Here is a 14,085-nt window from a genome sequence, read left to right as displayed (position 1 = left end):
GGGGAGTCGTGGCTTCTCCTTTTTCGCTAGAAATGAGGAAGGTATGAGAATAGTTGAGAAAGAAGAGATCCAGCGTGTCATTGTGAAGCGAGAGGCGAATTCTTATAAGGGAGATTTTGGTCGCCTGCTCTTGATTGGAGGGACTTACCCTTATGGGGGAGCCATCATTATGGCGGCGCTTGCTGCGGTTCACAGTGGAGCGGGTCTAGTCACTGTTGCAACAAATCCTGATAATCTGACAGCCCTTCATAGCCATCTTCCTGAAGCTATGGGCTTTGATTTGGCAGATCACGAACTCCTTTGTGAGCAGCTCAAAAAAGCCAGCGTGATTCTCGTAGGACCGGGCTTAAAGGAAGCAAGAGAAAGCCAAGCGATCTTGCACATGATTTTTGAACAAGTCTCTAGCCAGCAGGTCTTGATATTAGATGGAGGAGCTATTAGTCTTTTTGCAGCCTCTCAGTTTGACCTGCCAGAGGCTCAGTTGGTCTTTACCCCTCATCAAAAAGAATGGGAAAAACTGTCAGGGCTTGATCTAGCAAGCCAGACTGAAGACAAGAGTCGAAGAGCAGTACAGAACTTTCCTCAAGGGACTGTCATTGTAGAAAAAGGGCCACACACCCGCATTTGGACAAGTGGGCAAGTAGAAGGCTATCAGCTAGATGTTGGTGGTCCCTATCAGGCAACAGGTGGCATGGGAGATACCTTGGCAGGGATGATCGCAGGATTTGCGGGTCAATTCCCACAGGTCAGTCTCTTTGAGCGTGTGGCGGTTGCGACCTATCTCCATTCAGCCATTGCAGAAGACTTGAGCAAGGAGGCTTATGTGGTTCTACCGACGACCATCAGCCAAGAAATCCCCAAATGGATGAAGAAGTGGAGCGACAAAGATCAGGTTACCAGCACTGAAAATAGGAAGTAGGTAAAAAAGATGAAGGAAAGCATTCGAAAAGCAAATCAGTATATCGATGAAAACAGGGAGAAGGTTGACCAGCAATATAGAGGAGCATTTCATTTGCTACCTCCAATCGGTTGGATGAACGATCCAAATGGCTTTGTTTATTTCCGTGGGGAATACCATTTGTTTTACCAATTCTATCCCTATGATAGTGTTTGGGGTCCCATGCATTGGGGGCATGCCAAATCAAAAGATCTTCTCCATTGGGAAGAATTACCAGTAGCTATAGCACCAAGTGAAAGCTATGATAAGGATGGTTGTTTCTCAGGTAGTGCTATTGTGAAAGATGACAAGCTCTATTTGCTGTATACTGGTCATGTAGACGATGAGGAAAAGCGCGAGGAGACTCAGTGTCTTGCGGTGTCGACAGATGGCATTACCTTTGAAAAGTTGCCTACTAATCCAGTGATCCATGCTCAACATATTGAGGGGATCGCAGATATTGCAGATTTTCGTGATCCTAAAGTATTTGAATACGAAGGAAGCTATTACGCTGTCGTTGCTTCTAAGACGCCAGATGACAGAGGTCAAATTCTCCTATTTGCATCAAGTAATCTAGTAGATTGGGACTTTACATCAGTCCTTCTAGAAGGTGAAAAAGGGCAAGGGATTATGTGGGAGTGTCCTGATTTCTTCCCTTTAGATGGCAAATGGGTCTTGATTCTGTCTCCCATTGAAATGGAAAGGCAGCAAGAAAAATACTGGAATTTAAATTCGACGGTTGCCTTTATCGGTGACATGAATTGGGAAACAGGGCGCTTTCATGTCGATTCTTATGATGAATTGGATGGTGGTTTGGATTTCTATGCCCCTCAAACTAGTCAAGGACCAAATGGCGAACGATACATGGTTGCCTGGATGCAAATGTGGCACCGGTCTATCCCCAGTCATGATTTAGCTCATGGGTGGGCAGGTAGTATGACTCTTCCAAGAAAATTGTCCTTGAAAGACGGACGATTGGTTCAGGAGTTACCTGAGTCAGTGAAAGAACACTTTCTTGTAGAACATGCATCAGAAACCATTGTTCAGGGCAATCAGATTACGATCCCAGCGAGAGGGAAACAAACCTTGTTTGAGCTAGATACCAAACCGGGTCGCTCCTTTATCCTTGGATATGGCGATGAAACCGATCCTGATAGTGTCTTGCAATTGGTTTACGACGCCTCTCAAAAACGCTTTAGCTTAAGTCGAGACCAATTTGGGCACCCCATTTCTGGAAAAGAAAATCCAGCATTTCAATCGAGATGGATTCAGTTGGATGCTGAAAAGGATCATCATTTTTTGATCATTCGCGATACCAACTCAATCGAAGTATTCGTGGATGGTAAAACTCTCTCGATGACCTTTTATGAAACGACTGAGAATCCTGTCTATACCCTCACGGCAGATGAAGGAGTTGATTGGGTCGTAAAAACCTATCAAAAATAGGAAAGCAATAGCCTCCTAAAGAATAAAAAGACAAGTACTGTGACTTGTCTTTTTTGTGTATTCCAACTTGGTCTTGAGTTTTAAGGATGCTGGTGTCAAACAGACAAGTAGAGAGCAACTTGAATAAAATGAGGCCTGTAGAGAAAGGAAATTCATGATTTCGCTTTGTCTGCCAGCCTTTTTTGGTGTTTTTTGGTATAATTAAACTTGATCATATTCTGCAGAAAGGAGTTCCTATGTCCAACTATTTATCCGTATCAAGTTTGACCAAATATTTGAAATTAAAATTTGATAAGGATCCCTATTTGGAAAGGGTTTATCTGACAGGGCAGGTCTCCAATTTCCGAAAACGTCCCAACCACCAGTATTTTTCATTAAAGGATGAAAAAGCGGTCATTCAGGCAACGGTCTGGGCTGGGGTTTATCGAAGCTTTGGTTTTGAGCTAGAAGAAGGCATGAAGATCAACGTCATCGGTCGCATTCAGCTCTATGAGCCAAGTGGGAGTTATTCCATTGTCATTGAAAAGGCTGAGCCAGATGGGGTAGGGGCCTTGGCCATCCAATTTGAGCAACTCAAGAAAAAGTTGACCGAAGAAGGGCTCTTTCAGGATCGGTGGAAGCAAGCTCTGCCACAATTTCCTAGAAAGATCGGGGTCATCACCAGTCAAAGTGGGGCCGTGATTCGCGATATTATCACAACGGTGAGCCGACGCTTCCCTGGTGTAGAGATTGTGCTCTACCCGACCAAGGTTCAGGGTGAAGGAGCATCTAGTGAGGTGGTTGCTAATATTCAAAGAGCCAACCAACGGGATGATTTGGATGTCTTGATTATCGGTCGTGGGGGTGGTTCAATTGAAGATCTTTGGGCCTTTAATGAAGAAGCAGTGGTGCGAGCCATTTTTGAATCGAGGATTCCGATTATCTCCAGTGTTGGACATGAGACAGATACGACTCTAGCCGATTTTGTAGCAGACCGACGAGCCGCTACTCCGACAGCTGCTGCTGAATTGGCCACTCCAGTAACGAAGTTGGATCTCTTGTCCCATTTACAAAAGCAGGAAAATCGCATGGCAACAGCTATGTCCAATCGCTTGGCCTATAATCGTGAACGCTTGGCAAAATTAAGTCAATCGGTTATTTTTAGACAGCCTGAAAGACTCTATGATGGCTACCTGCAAAAGATTGATCAGTTGCAATTGCGCTTGAAACAAGGGATGCGAGATGCTTATGGGCAAGGGGCCAATCAGCTGCAAGGTCTGCGTCATCGCCTAGAAGCCATGTCTCCTTTGCATCGCATCGAGCGCTACCAAGATCGCCTGCTCCAAGATAAGAGAATCTTAACCAGCCGAGTGGAACAAGTCCTAAAAGAGCAAAAGATCAAGGTGCAAGGCTTATCAGAAGCCCTCTTGATGCTCGATACCAGTCGGATTATTGCGCGTGGCTATGCCATGGTCAAGAAAGGAGATCAGGTCCTAGATTCCGTTGCAAAAGTAACAGAAGGGGATCCGCTATCCCTCATCATGAGAGATGGCCAGTTAGAAGTAGAGGTAAAACATGTCGAAAGAAAAGAAATTTGAAGAAAATTTAGCAGATTTGGAAGCCATTGTCCAAAAATTAGAGAGTGGTGATGTGGCTCTTGAAGAAGCCATCACAGAATTCCAAAAAGGAATGAAGTTATCAAAAGAATTGCAAGATACCTTGGATCAAGCAGAGAAAACCCTGGTCAAGGTCATGCAAGCAGATGGTACTGAAGCGGATCTAGCATGAGACAAGAAGAAAAACGAAATAGAGTAGAGCAAGCAGTTCGCTCTTTTTATGAGGAAAAATCTGTTGTCCCCCATTTAGTGGAGTCGGTCCTTTATTCGATCCAGGCAGGAGGAAAACGCCTGCGCCCCTTGCTTCTTCTAGAATTGTTAGAGGCCTTTGGACAGGAATTGACGGAGGCTCACTTTCAAGTGGCAGGGGCTTTAGAGATGATCCACACAGGAAGCCTTATTCACGATGATTTGCCAGCCATGGACAATGATGATTACCGTCGGGGGCAATTGACCAATCATAAGAAATTCGGAGAAGACCTGGCGATTTTAGCAGGGGATGCGCTTTTTCTTGATCCCTTTGGGATGATTGCTGCCAGTGCCCTTCCTGATGCGGTCAAGGTCTCTTTGATCCTTGAATTGTCAGATGCTTCCGGTAGTCGTGGAATGGTAGCTGGCCAAGTCCTTGATATGGAAGGGGAGCACAAACAGCTCACATTAGCAGAGTTGCAGACTATCCATGCCAATAAGACAGGACGCCTCCTTGCCTATCCTTTCATCGCAGCTGGTTTGATTTTAGAGTTGCAAGCAGACATTGCTCAGCTTTTAGAAAAAATCGGGAAAAAATTAGGCCTGGCTTTTCAAGTGAGGGATGATATTTTGGATTTGGTCGCTGATTTTGAGGCTTTGGGGAAGACCCCTCAAAAGGACTTAGTGGCTGAAAAATCGACCTATCCAGCTCTGTTGGGATTGGAAGAATCAAAAGCTTTGCTGACAAGCGAATTAGATGCTTGCGAGGACTTGTTGGATCAGATTACAGCTACTTGCGACTTTGATCCGCGAGCGATCAAGAAATTAATAGAAGGATTACGAATAGATGGCTAAGGAAAGAGTGGATGTATTAGCCTATAAACAAGGCCTATTTGATACCCGCGAACAAGCCAAAAGAGGGGTGATGGCAGGTCTTGTCGTTGCCGTTATCAATGGTGAGCGCTTCGATAAACCGGGTGAAAAAATTGATGAAGCAACCGAGTTGAAATTAAAAGGCGAAAAGCTTAAATATGTCAGCCGGGGAGGTCTTAAATTAGAAAAAGCCCTGAACCAATTTGGTTTATCTGTAGAGGGGAAAATTGCGATTGATATTGGGGCTTCTACAGGTGGCTTTACAGATGTCATGCTGCAAAACGGAGCCAGCCAGGTCTTTTCGGTGGATGTCGGGACCAATCAGTTGGCCTGGAAATTGCGCAATGATCCTCGGGTGGTCTCGATGGAGCAGTTCAATTTCCGCTATGCCGAGCCAGATGATTTTGAAGCGACACCGAGCTTTGCGAGTATCGATGTCAGCTTTATTTCCTTGGACTTGATTCTGCCAGCCCTTCACCGGATTTTGGCAGATAATGGACAAGTCGTGGCCTTGGTCAAACCTCAGTTTGAGGCAGGACGCGAACAGATCGGGAAAAATGGGATCATTAAGGATCCTAAGATTCATTTAGCCGTTCTTGAAAAGGTCACTGCTTTTGCAGGGACACATGGCTTTGCGGTAATGGGAGTAGATTATTCCCCTATCCAAGGAGGCCATGGCAACATCGAATTTTTGATGTATCTAGAAAAAAAAGAAGAGAAAACAAAGCCAACTACAGAGCAGCTGGAGGCTGTTGTGGAGCGGGCACACAAGGAATTTAAACATGAAGAGTAAGAATATTAGATTAGAAAAAATTCGCCGCTTCATTCGCGATCATGAAGTGGGGACACAAGAAGAAATCGTCGAACATTTGAAAGAAGAAGGAATCTCAGCAACCCAAGCGACAGTATCACGGGATATCAAAGAATTGGGTATCGTAAAACGTCCTCTGAAAGATATGACTTATGTCTATGAATTGCCACGCAAGCACCACCAAGGGATCGGGATGATCGAAAGCAATATTTTGTCTCATCGTCGCATGGGAGAATATGTCAATTTCACCATGGTTCCAGGGACAGCTCCTTTAGTTAAACGGCGCTTGCGGGAGATTTATAAGGATCATATCTTTAGTATTGTCGCAGATGATGATACAATCTTGCTGATCGCCTATTCAGCTCCAGAAGCAGAGAATATCCTCAAATCAATCTTTGGGTGGTAAGAGCCTATGCTATTAGAAATTTCGATTAAGAACTTTGCCATTATCGAAGAGATTTCCTTAAATTTTGAAAAGGGAATGACGGTACTGACAGGGGAAACAGGTGCTGGTAAATCCATCATCATCGATGCCATGAACATGATGCTGGGAAGCCGTGCAACGACGGATGTCATTCGACACGGAGCCCCAAAAGCGGAAATCGAAGGTCTCTTCACCGTTGAGAGCAATCGTCACTTGACGGCTCTCTTTGAAGAGCAAGGACTAGAGTGGACCGATGAATTGATCATTCGCCGAGAGATCTTGCAAAATGGACGAAGTGTCAGCCGGATCAATGGACAAATGGTGAATTTGTCTGTCTTAAAGGCAGTTGGGCAACATTTGGTGGACATCCATGGCCAGCATGATCAGGAAGAACTTATGCGGCCCCAATTGCATATCGCTATGCTGGATGAATTTGGGGATGCAGCCTTTTTCCAAACTAAAGATGCTTATCGTCAGACCTTTGAAGATTACAAACGCCTGCGCAAACAAGTGATGGAACTCCAGCGCAATCAGCAGGAAAACAAGGCCCGTATTGAGATGTTGGAGTTTCAAACTGCAGAGATTGAGGCTGCTTCCTTGGAAGTGGATGAGGACCTGCGTCTGGAGCAAGAACGCCAACGCCTGCTCAATCACAAGATGATTGCAGATACCCTAACCAATGCCTATACTATGCTGGATGCAGAAGAATTTTCGAGCCTCTCCAATGTTCGCTCAGCCATGAATGATCTGGAAAGCATCGAAGAATACGATCCCAGCTACAAAGAGCTCTCAAGCCAGTTATCTGAAACCTTTTATGCCCTTGAGGATATTACCAAGCGCTTAGAAGATGTGGTCGATGGTCTGGAGTTTGATGGCAATCGCCTCATGCAGGTGGAATCACGTTTGGATTTGATCCACTCTATCACGCGCAAGTATGGTGGCCAAGTCAAGGACGTCTTGGGATACCTGGCGCAAATCACCAAAGAATATAGCCTCCTCACCGGAAGTGACCTCTCGTCTGAGGATTTGGAAAAAGAACTGAAACGTTTGGAAAAGAGTTTGGTCACCTTGGCTCAAGATTTGAGTGATCAGCGGCATGCCCTGGCCCAAGCTTTGGAAAATGAAATCCAGCAAGAATTGGCAGATCTCTACATGGACAAGGCGCGTTTTCAAGTGCGTTTTAGCAAGGCTAAGTTTAATCGGGAGGGAAATGAAGCCGTCGAGTTTTACATTTCGACCAACCCAGGTGAGGACTTTAAACCTCTTGTCAAGGTGGCATCTGGCGGAGAATTGTCACGCTTGATGTTGGCCATTAAGTCTGCTTTTTCTCGAAAAGAAGGAAAAACCAGTATTGTCTTTGACGAGGTGGATACAGGAGTCTCTGGGCGCGTGGCTCAAGCCATCGCAGCGAAAATTCATAAGATTGGTCAAAATGGCCAAGTGCTTGCTATTTCTCACCTGCCTCAAGTCATCGCTGCAGCAGATTATCAATTCTATATTGAGAAAATCAGTGATGAACACTCAACTGTATCTACTGTGCGTTTGCTCAATAGAGAAGAACGAATCGAAGAAATTGCCAAGATGCTGGCAGGAGAGGATCTAACGGAAGCTGCCCGTCAACAAGCAGAGCAACTTCTCAAGAGTTAAGAGAAAGAAGGTTTGAACCAATGTCAACATACTTTGTAGTCGGGGATATTCACGGAAAAGCACAAATGCTAGAAGAGCTCATGACAGAGTGGGATGGAAAAGCTCAATTGGTCTTTTTAGGGGATTTGATAGATCGAGGCGAAAACAGCAAACGATCGATTGAAATCGTAAAAGACTACGTAGACCACCACGGAGCTGTCTGCCTTTCTGGGAATCACGAGTACATGTTTTTAGCTTGGTTGGACAATCCAGAAGAGCGTTATGACCACTATCGAAGAAATGGTGGCGATACGACCATCAACTCTCTTTTAGGCCGGCCGCTCGATGCTCCTGTGGATGGCATTGCGGATGCACAAGCCGTAGAGAGTGCCGTCCCTGACTTGGTGGCCTTTATCCGCAGTTTGCCCTTTGACTACGAGACAGAGACCTATTACTTTGTTCACGCTGGTGTGGATCTAACCCTTGAAAATTGGCGGGAAACCAGTGATTACCAAAAAGTCTGGATTCGTAAACCATTCCATGAAGCGGAGAATCATACAGGAAAATGGATCGTCTTTGGCCATACGCCGGTTTATGGACTGCTCAATGAGCCGGTCGGTACCGAAAATCTTTGGATTTCAGATCAGAAGATGGGCGTCGATGGGGGCGCTGTCTATGGTGGAGTCCTCCATGGATTGCTCTTGGATGATCAAGGCATCGTCCATGACCATGTCCTTCATAATACAGGTTTTTCTGCCGCAGACGACTGAGGAAGCAGGAATGGATATCTTTCACTGCAAAACCCCGTGTTTTTTGATATAATGAAAACAGAACATTCTTAGGAAGAGTATAGAAATATATGGCAAATATTAAAATAGTTACAGACTCATCTATTACAATTGAGCCTGAAGTGGTTGAAGAATATGGCATTACCATTGTGCCACTTTCTGTTATGGTGGATGGAGTCCTTTATTCCGACAGTGAGTTGGGCGAAGGGGACTTCTTGCGCTTAATGCAGTCTAGCAAAAATCTTCCAAAGACCAGCCAACCACCTGTTGGAGTCTTTGCGGAAATTTATGAAAACCTAGCAGCAGATGGAGCTCATATCGTTTCAATTCATATGTCTCATGCCTTGTCAGGAACCGTAGAGGCGGCTCGTCAAGGGGCAACCTTGTCAGGGGCAGAAGTAACTGTGATTGATAGTGGCTTTACAGACCAAGCCATGAAGTTCCAAGTGGTTGAGGCAGCTAAGTTGGCTAAAGAAGGAGCAGATCTAGACACCGTTTTAGCTCGTATTGAAGAAGTCAAAGAAAAGACAGAGTTGTATATCGGCGTATCTACCTTGGAAAATCTAGTTAAAGGTGGTCGGATTGGCCGTGTTACCGGACTTTTGAGCTCGCTTCTCAACATCCGTGTGGTAATGGAAATGAAGGACCATCAATTGGAACCAATCGTCAAGGGACGTGGAAACAAGACCTTTAAGAAATGGTTGGATGAATTAGTAGAAAAACTATCCCACAGCAAGGTGGCTGAGATCGGGATTTCTTACGCAGGGACACCAGAGTGGGCCAATGAAATGAAGGCTCAGTTGCAATCACTCGTCGAAAAAGCGATCCCTGTTCTCGAAACTGGATCGATTATTCAAACCCATACAGGTGAGAATGCATTTGCAGTTTTGGTGCGCTACGAATAAGCTAAATAAATGTTTAAAAAAACAGGTTTAGTACTTGACCTAAAGGCTTTTTTTAGATATGATAGTACTGTTAAGGCGTAAAGCCTAAAAAAAATTGGAGGATTTGTTAAATGGCTAACAAACAAGATTTGATCGCAAAAGTGGCAGAAGCTACAGAATTGACTAAGAAAGATTCAGCAGCAGCTGTTGACGCTGTATTCGCAGCAGTTTCAGAATACCTTTCAAAAGGTGAAAAAGTTCAATTGATCGGTTTCGGTAACTTCGAAGTTCGTGAACGTGCAGCTCGTAAAGGTCGCAACCCACAAACTGGTAAAGAAATCAAAATCGCAGCTTCTAAAGTTCCAGCATTCAAAGCTGGTAAAGCTCTTAAAGAAGCAGTTAAATAATTGCATTTTGAAAAGCCATCCTAGATTTCTAGGGTGGTTTTTTTGTTGGACAGCTCTATAGGATAAGGGTATAATAGGAAAAAAGAAAGAGAGAAAAGACCATGCGATTCATTTTAGGCCTCTTTGCCTTGTTGTTTATCCGACCTATTTTGTATCTATTGAAAGGGCTGTGGTTTGTACTGGAATTTTGCTTTATGATCCTCGTGGTCAAAATGATCCTAGGAACCGTGCGCTGGATGACCAGTTGGATCGGCTGAGAGTAGATGAATCTATTTCGGGCTCGTGAATCAATGTCCCTCGGACATGAACTCGCTTTTTCATTTTCAGGCTCGTGAATCAATGTCCCCCGGACAAAAACTCGCTCTTCCATTTTCAGGCTCGTGAAAAAAATGTCCACTGGACATTTTTTTTAATTAAAAGCATTCTAAATAGTGATTTATTTTGAAACATGATATAATAAGGGTAACGAATCGATTAAATCATATTGGAAAGGGGGAATCATAGTGAACGCATTGCATCGTCATGAAGAAGAGCGCGTGGAAGAAGTCTTGCAAAATTTGCGTGCTAAGGGCATTCGGATTACCGATACCCGCAGAGCAGTTCTTTCTTATTTAGTGGCGAGTCATGAACATCCAAGCGCTGAGAAGATCTATCGTGATTTATTGCCTCAGTTTCCAAGCATGAGTTTAGCAACTGTCTACAACAATATCAAGGTTTTGATTGATGAGGGGGTTGTTTCTGAGATCAAGGTTCGCAATGATACCACGACCTATTTTGATTTCATGGGGCATGACCATTTGAATGTGGTGTGTGAAAAATGTGGCCGTATCGCAGATGTGGACATTGAAGTCCCAGATCTTCGCAAAGAAGCAGCGAGTCAAAGTGGCTACCAGATCACCAAGACCCAGATGACCGTCTATGGCATTTGCCCCGACTGTCAGAAAAATTAATGGGAGAGAAACCAGAGCCGTCAGGCTCTTTTTTGTGAGAAATTGCACTTTTCTATGGTCGCCACTAGATTTTTCACTAAAAATCTAGTAGAATAGAATAGATAAACGGGGGAAACCTCGGAGAATAAAAAGGAGATCCATCTAATGGTAAAATTGGTTTTTGCTCGCCACGGTGAGTCTGAATGGAACAAAGCTAACCTTTTCACTGGTTGGGCTGATGTTGATTTGTCTGAAAAAGGTACACAACAAGCGATCGACGCTGGTAAATTGATCAAAGAAGCTGGTATCGAATTTGACCAAGCTTATACTTCAGTATTGAAACGTGCGATCAAAACGACTAACTTGGCTCTTGAAGCTTCTGACCAATTGTGGGTTCCAGTTGAAAAATCATGGCGCTTGAACGAACGTCACTACGGTGGTTTGACTGGTAAAAACAAAGCAGAAGCTGCTGAACAATTTGGTGATGAACAAGTTCACATCTGGCGTCGTTCTTACGATGTATTGCCTCCTGCAATGGACCGTGATGATGAACACTCAGCACACACTGACCGTCGTTATGCTTCACTTGACGATTCAGTGATTCCAGATGCTGAAAACTTGAAAGTTACTTTGGAACGTGCCCTTCCATTCTGGGAAGATAAAATCGCTCCAGCTCTTAAGGACGGTAAAAACGTATTCGTAGGAGCACACGGTAACTCAATCCGTGCTCTTGTTAAACACATCAAACAATTGTCAGATGACGAAATCATGGACGTGGAAATCCCTAACTTCCCACCATTGGTATTCGAATTTGACGAAAAATTGAACGTTGTAAAAGAATACTATCTTGGAAAGTAAGATAACATAATTTGTTATACATAAAAAAAAGCTGACTTCGGTCAGCTTTTTTGCTTGTCTTCCTTAGATCCTAGCTGGTTTTGGGTTTTCAGGGTCTCCTAAAAATGTTATAATAGAGTGTTACTAAATTGGGTTCCATTAGCCCTGAAAGGAAAAGAAAATGACAAAATCATTCTACATCACAACCCCTATCTATTACCCATCTGGTAAATTGCATATTGGTTCAGCTTATACAACGATCGCCTGTGACGTCTTGGCGCGTTACAAACGCATGATGAACTACGATGTTTTCTACCTGACTGGTCTCGATGAGCATGGTCAAAAGATCCAGCAAAAAGCAGAAGAAGCTGGGATTACGCCACAAGCTTATGTAGATGGGATGGCCGTTGGAGTGAAAGAACTCTGGCAATTACTTGATATCTCATATGATAAATTCATCCGTACGACAGACGACTACCATGAAAAAGTGGTGGCCCAAGTCTTTGAACGTTTGCTAGTGCAAGACGACATCTACCTTGGTGAGTACTCTGGTTGGTATTCAGTCTCTGATGAAGAGTTCTTTACAGAAAGCCAATTGGCTGAGGTATACCGTGATGAGAATGGCAAGGTTATCGGTGGGGTAGCCCCATCAGGCCACGAAGTAGAATGGGTTTCTGAAGAATCTTATTTCCTTCGTCTCAGCAAATACCAAGACCGCTTGGTGGAATTTTTCAAATCCCAACCTGATTTCATCACGCCAGATGGCCGTCTTAATGAAATGTTGAAAAACTTCATCGAGCCAGGTTTGGAAGACTTGGCGGTATCTCGGACCACCTTTACCTGGGGTGTGCCAGTTCCATCCAATCCAAAACACGTGGTCTATGTATGGATTGATGCCCTTCTCAACTATGTGACAGCTCTTGGTTATGGTCAAGAAGATCATGAAAACTTTGACAAGTTCTGGAACGGAACCGTCTTCCACATGGTCGGAAAAGACATCCTTCGTTTCCACTCGATTTACTGGCCAATCCTTCTCATGATGTTGGATGTTAAATTGCCAGAACGTTTGATTGCCCATGGTTGGTTTGTCATGAAAGACGGCAAGATGTCTAAGTCTAAAGGGAATGTCATCTACCCAGAAATGTTGGTGGAACGCTTCGGCTTGGATCCACTTCGTTACTACCTCATGCGCAGTTTGCCAGTTGGTTCAGACGGTACCTTCACACCAGAAGACTATGTGGCCCGCATCAACTATGAATTGGCCAATGACCTTGGAAACCTCCTTAATCGGACGATAGCCATGATCAATAAATACTTTGGTGGTCAAGTTCCGGCTTATGTCGAAAATGTCACTGCATTTGATGTTGATTTGGCTAAGGTAGTTGAAGAAAACATCGCTGAATACCACAAGCAAATGAACGCGGTTGATTACCCACGCGCTTTGGAAGCCGTATGGAACATCATCTCTCGTACCAACAAGTACATCGATGAGACTGCTCCTTGGGTTCTCGCTAAAGAAGATGGCGACAAGGAACAATTGGCAGCAGTCATGGCTCACTTAGCTGCTAGCCTTCGTGTCGTGGCTCACTTGATCCAACCATTTATGATGAACACCTCAAATGCCATCATGGAACAACTTGGCTTGGGCTTGGACTTCGATCTTGAAAACTTGACCCTAGCAGGCTTCCCTGAAAGTGTCACAGTGATTGCCAAAGGAACTCCAATCTTCCCACGTCTCGACATGGAAGAAGAAGTTGCCTACATCCAATCTCAAATGACTGCAGGAAAACCACAAGAAAAAGAATGGATTCCAGAAGAAGTGGAACTCAAGTCTGAAAAAGACGAGATCAAATTTGAAGACTTTGACAAGGTTGAAATCCGTGTAGCAGAAGTCAAAGAAGTGGAACGAGTCGAAGGATCAGACAAATTGCTTCGCTTCCGTCTAGATGCAGGAGATGGCGAAGACCGTCAAATCCTTTCTGGTATCGCGAAATTCTATCCAAACGAACAAGAATTGGTCGGCAAGAAACTCCAAATCGTGGCCAACCTCAAACCACGGAAGATGATGAAGAAATATGTCAGCCAAGGCATGATCCTTTCCGCAGAACACGGAGATCAATTAACGGTCTTGACTGTTGATCCATCTGTTCCAAATGGAAGCATTATCGGCTAAACGATAGAGAAAGAAAAAAGCACTCCCGCGGGAGTGCTTTTCTTGTATATGAGACAGCCATTCAAGGCTGTTTCCACTAGTGTTTTAGCTAGTAAATACTACTTATCTAGAATTTAAAATATTTATATATCCATTGACAAAATTATCTCCATGTAGGATAATTTAG

Annotated in this window: 15 protein-coding genes; all 15 read left to right on the top strand. The window is 44.2% G+C overall.

Annotated features, from left to right (window positions below; genetic code table 11):
* The first annotated feature begins 43 nt into the window (after positions 1-43).
* On the top strand, positions 44-919 hold the full coding sequence (locus tag O3642_RS08750; protein ID WP_155171432.1) for an NAD(P)H-hydrate dehydratase: 876 nt from the start codon (positions 44-46) through the stop codon (positions 917-919).
* A 9-nt stretch (positions 920-928) separates the two neighbouring features.
* Positions 929-2,383 (top strand): glycoside hydrolase family 32 protein, encoded by a 1,455-nt coding sequence (locus tag O3642_RS08745; protein ID WP_371605813.1) that lies wholly within the window; start codon positions 929-931, stop codon positions 2,381-2,383.
* 236 nt (positions 2,384-2,619) lie between these two features.
* Positions 2,620-3,960, top strand: coding sequence for an exodeoxyribonuclease VII large subunit (gene xseA / locus O3642_RS08740; RefSeq protein ID WP_371605812.1), 1,341 nt, complete (start codon positions 2,620-2,622; stop codon positions 3,958-3,960).
* Complete coding sequence (locus O3642_RS08735) at positions 3,938-4,150, top strand: exodeoxyribonuclease VII small subunit (RefSeq protein WP_003006013.1); 213 nt, start codon at positions 3,938-3,940, stop codon at positions 4,148-4,150. The genes xseA and O3642_RS08735 overlap by 23 nt, the downstream gene beginning before the upstream one ends.
* Positions 4,147-5,022, top strand: a complete 876-nt coding sequence (locus O3642_RS08730) for a polyprenyl synthetase family protein (protein WP_371605811.1) — start codon at positions 4,147-4,149, stop codon at positions 5,020-5,022. The genes O3642_RS08735 and O3642_RS08730 overlap by 4 nt, the downstream gene beginning before the upstream one ends.
* Positions 5,015-5,833, top strand: coding sequence for a TlyA family RNA methyltransferase (locus O3642_RS08725; protein WP_371605810.1), 819 nt, complete (start codon positions 5,015-5,017; stop codon positions 5,831-5,833). Before O3642_RS08730 ends, O3642_RS08725 begins: the two co-directional genes overlap by 8 nt.
* Positions 5,823-6,257, top strand: a complete 435-nt coding sequence (locus tag O3642_RS08720) for an arginine repressor (RefSeq protein WP_003012247.1) — start codon at positions 5,823-5,825, stop codon at positions 6,255-6,257. Before O3642_RS08725 ends, O3642_RS08720 begins: the two co-directional genes overlap by 11 nt.
* A 6-nt stretch (positions 6,258-6,263) precedes the next feature.
* The gene (gene recN, locus O3642_RS08715) at positions 6,264-7,922 is read left to right on the top strand and encodes a DNA repair protein RecN (RefSeq protein WP_371605809.1); all 1,659 of its coding nucleotides are present in this window, start codon (positions 6,264-6,266) and stop codon (positions 7,920-7,922) included.
* 20 nt (positions 7,923-7,942) lie between these two features.
* Positions 7,943-8,671 (top strand): metallophosphoesterase, encoded by a 729-nt coding sequence (locus O3642_RS08710; protein ID WP_003012337.1) that lies wholly within the window; start codon positions 7,943-7,945, stop codon positions 8,669-8,671.
* Positions 8,672-8,760: 89 nt separating this feature from the next.
* A complete protein-coding gene (locus tag O3642_RS08705) occupies positions 8,761-9,594 on the top strand; it encodes a DegV family protein (RefSeq protein ID WP_003011558.1) in 834 nt (277 codons plus the stop codon).
* Between the two features lie 110 nt (positions 9,595-9,704).
* A complete protein-coding gene (locus O3642_RS08700) occupies positions 9,705-9,980 on the top strand; it encodes an HU family DNA-binding protein (protein ID WP_003006038.1) in 276 nt (91 codons plus the stop codon).
* Positions 9,981-10,081: 101 nt separating this feature from the next.
* Positions 10,082-10,237, top strand: a complete 156-nt coding sequence (locus tag O3642_RS08695) for a hypothetical protein (RefSeq protein ID WP_004219735.1) — start codon at positions 10,082-10,084, stop codon at positions 10,235-10,237.
* Positions 10,238-10,483: 246 nt separating this feature from the next.
* Positions 10,484-10,930: a Fur family transcriptional regulator gene (locus O3642_RS08690; protein ID WP_195529680.1), complete on the top strand. Its 447-nt coding sequence runs from the start codon at positions 10,484-10,486 to the stop codon at positions 10,928-10,930.
* A 144-nt stretch (positions 10,931-11,074) separates the two neighbouring features.
* Complete coding sequence (locus tag O3642_RS08685; protein ID WP_003012031.1) at positions 11,075-11,767, top strand: phosphoglycerate mutase; 693 nt, start codon at positions 11,075-11,077, stop codon at positions 11,765-11,767.
* A gap of 160 nt (positions 11,768-11,927) precedes the next feature.
* Complete coding sequence (metG, locus tag O3642_RS08680; RefSeq protein WP_371605808.1) at positions 11,928-13,919, top strand: methionine--tRNA ligase; 1,992 nt, start codon at positions 11,928-11,930, stop codon at positions 13,917-13,919.
* Positions 13,920-14,085 lie beyond the last annotated feature (166 nt).

This window comes from Streptococcus sp. 27098_8_66 (genome assembly GCF_041431945.1).
Taxonomy (GTDB): Bacteria; Bacillota; Bacilli; order Lactobacillales; family Streptococcaceae; genus Streptococcus; species Streptococcus dentalis.
This window is presented reverse-complemented; position numbering and strand designations above follow the sequence as displayed.

What these genes read in the sequence shown, in the direction of transcription:
- O3642_RS08750 (WP_155171432.1), top strand. Translation starts at nt 44, where the DNA reads ATGAGAATAGTTGAGAAAGAAGAGATCCAGCGTGTCATTGTGAAGCGA.
- O3642_RS08745 (WP_371605813.1), top strand. Translation starts at nt 929, where the DNA reads ATGAAGGAAAGCATTCGAAAAGCAAATCAGTATATCGATGAAAACAGG.
- xseA (WP_371605812.1), top strand. Translation starts at nt 2,620, where the DNA reads ATGTCCAACTATTTATCCGTATCAAGTTTGACCAAATATTTGAAATTA.
- O3642_RS08735 (WP_003006013.1), top strand. Translation starts at nt 3,938, where the DNA reads ATGTCGAAAGAAAAGAAATTTGAAGAAAATTTAGCAGATTTGGAAGCC.
- O3642_RS08730 (WP_371605811.1), top strand. Translation starts at nt 4,147, where the DNA reads ATGAGACAAGAAGAAAAACGAAATAGAGTAGAGCAAGCAGTTCGCTCT.
- O3642_RS08725 (WP_371605810.1), top strand. Translation starts at nt 5,015, where the DNA reads ATGGCTAAGGAAAGAGTGGATGTATTAGCCTATAAACAAGGCCTATTT.
- O3642_RS08720 (WP_003012247.1), top strand. Translation starts at nt 5,823, where the DNA reads ATGAAGAGTAAGAATATTAGATTAGAAAAAATTCGCCGCTTCATTCGC.
- recN (WP_371605809.1), top strand. Translation starts at nt 6,264, where the DNA reads ATGCTATTAGAAATTTCGATTAAGAACTTTGCCATTATCGAAGAGATT.
- O3642_RS08710 (WP_003012337.1), top strand. Translation starts at nt 7,943, where the DNA reads ATGTCAACATACTTTGTAGTCGGGGATATTCACGGAAAAGCACAAATG.
- O3642_RS08705 (WP_003011558.1), top strand. Translation starts at nt 8,761, where the DNA reads ATGGCAAATATTAAAATAGTTACAGACTCATCTATTACAATTGAGCCT.
- O3642_RS08700 (WP_003006038.1), top strand. Translation starts at nt 9,705, where the DNA reads ATGGCTAACAAACAAGATTTGATCGCAAAAGTGGCAGAAGCTACAGAA.
- O3642_RS08695 (WP_004219735.1), top strand. Translation starts at nt 10,082, where the DNA reads ATGCGATTCATTTTAGGCCTCTTTGCCTTGTTGTTTATCCGACCTATT.
- O3642_RS08685 (WP_003012031.1), top strand. Translation starts at nt 11,075, where the DNA reads ATGGTAAAATTGGTTTTTGCTCGCCACGGTGAGTCTGAATGGAACAAA.
- metG (WP_371605808.1), top strand. Translation starts at nt 11,928, where the DNA reads ATGACAAAATCATTCTACATCACAACCCCTATCTATTACCCATCTGGT.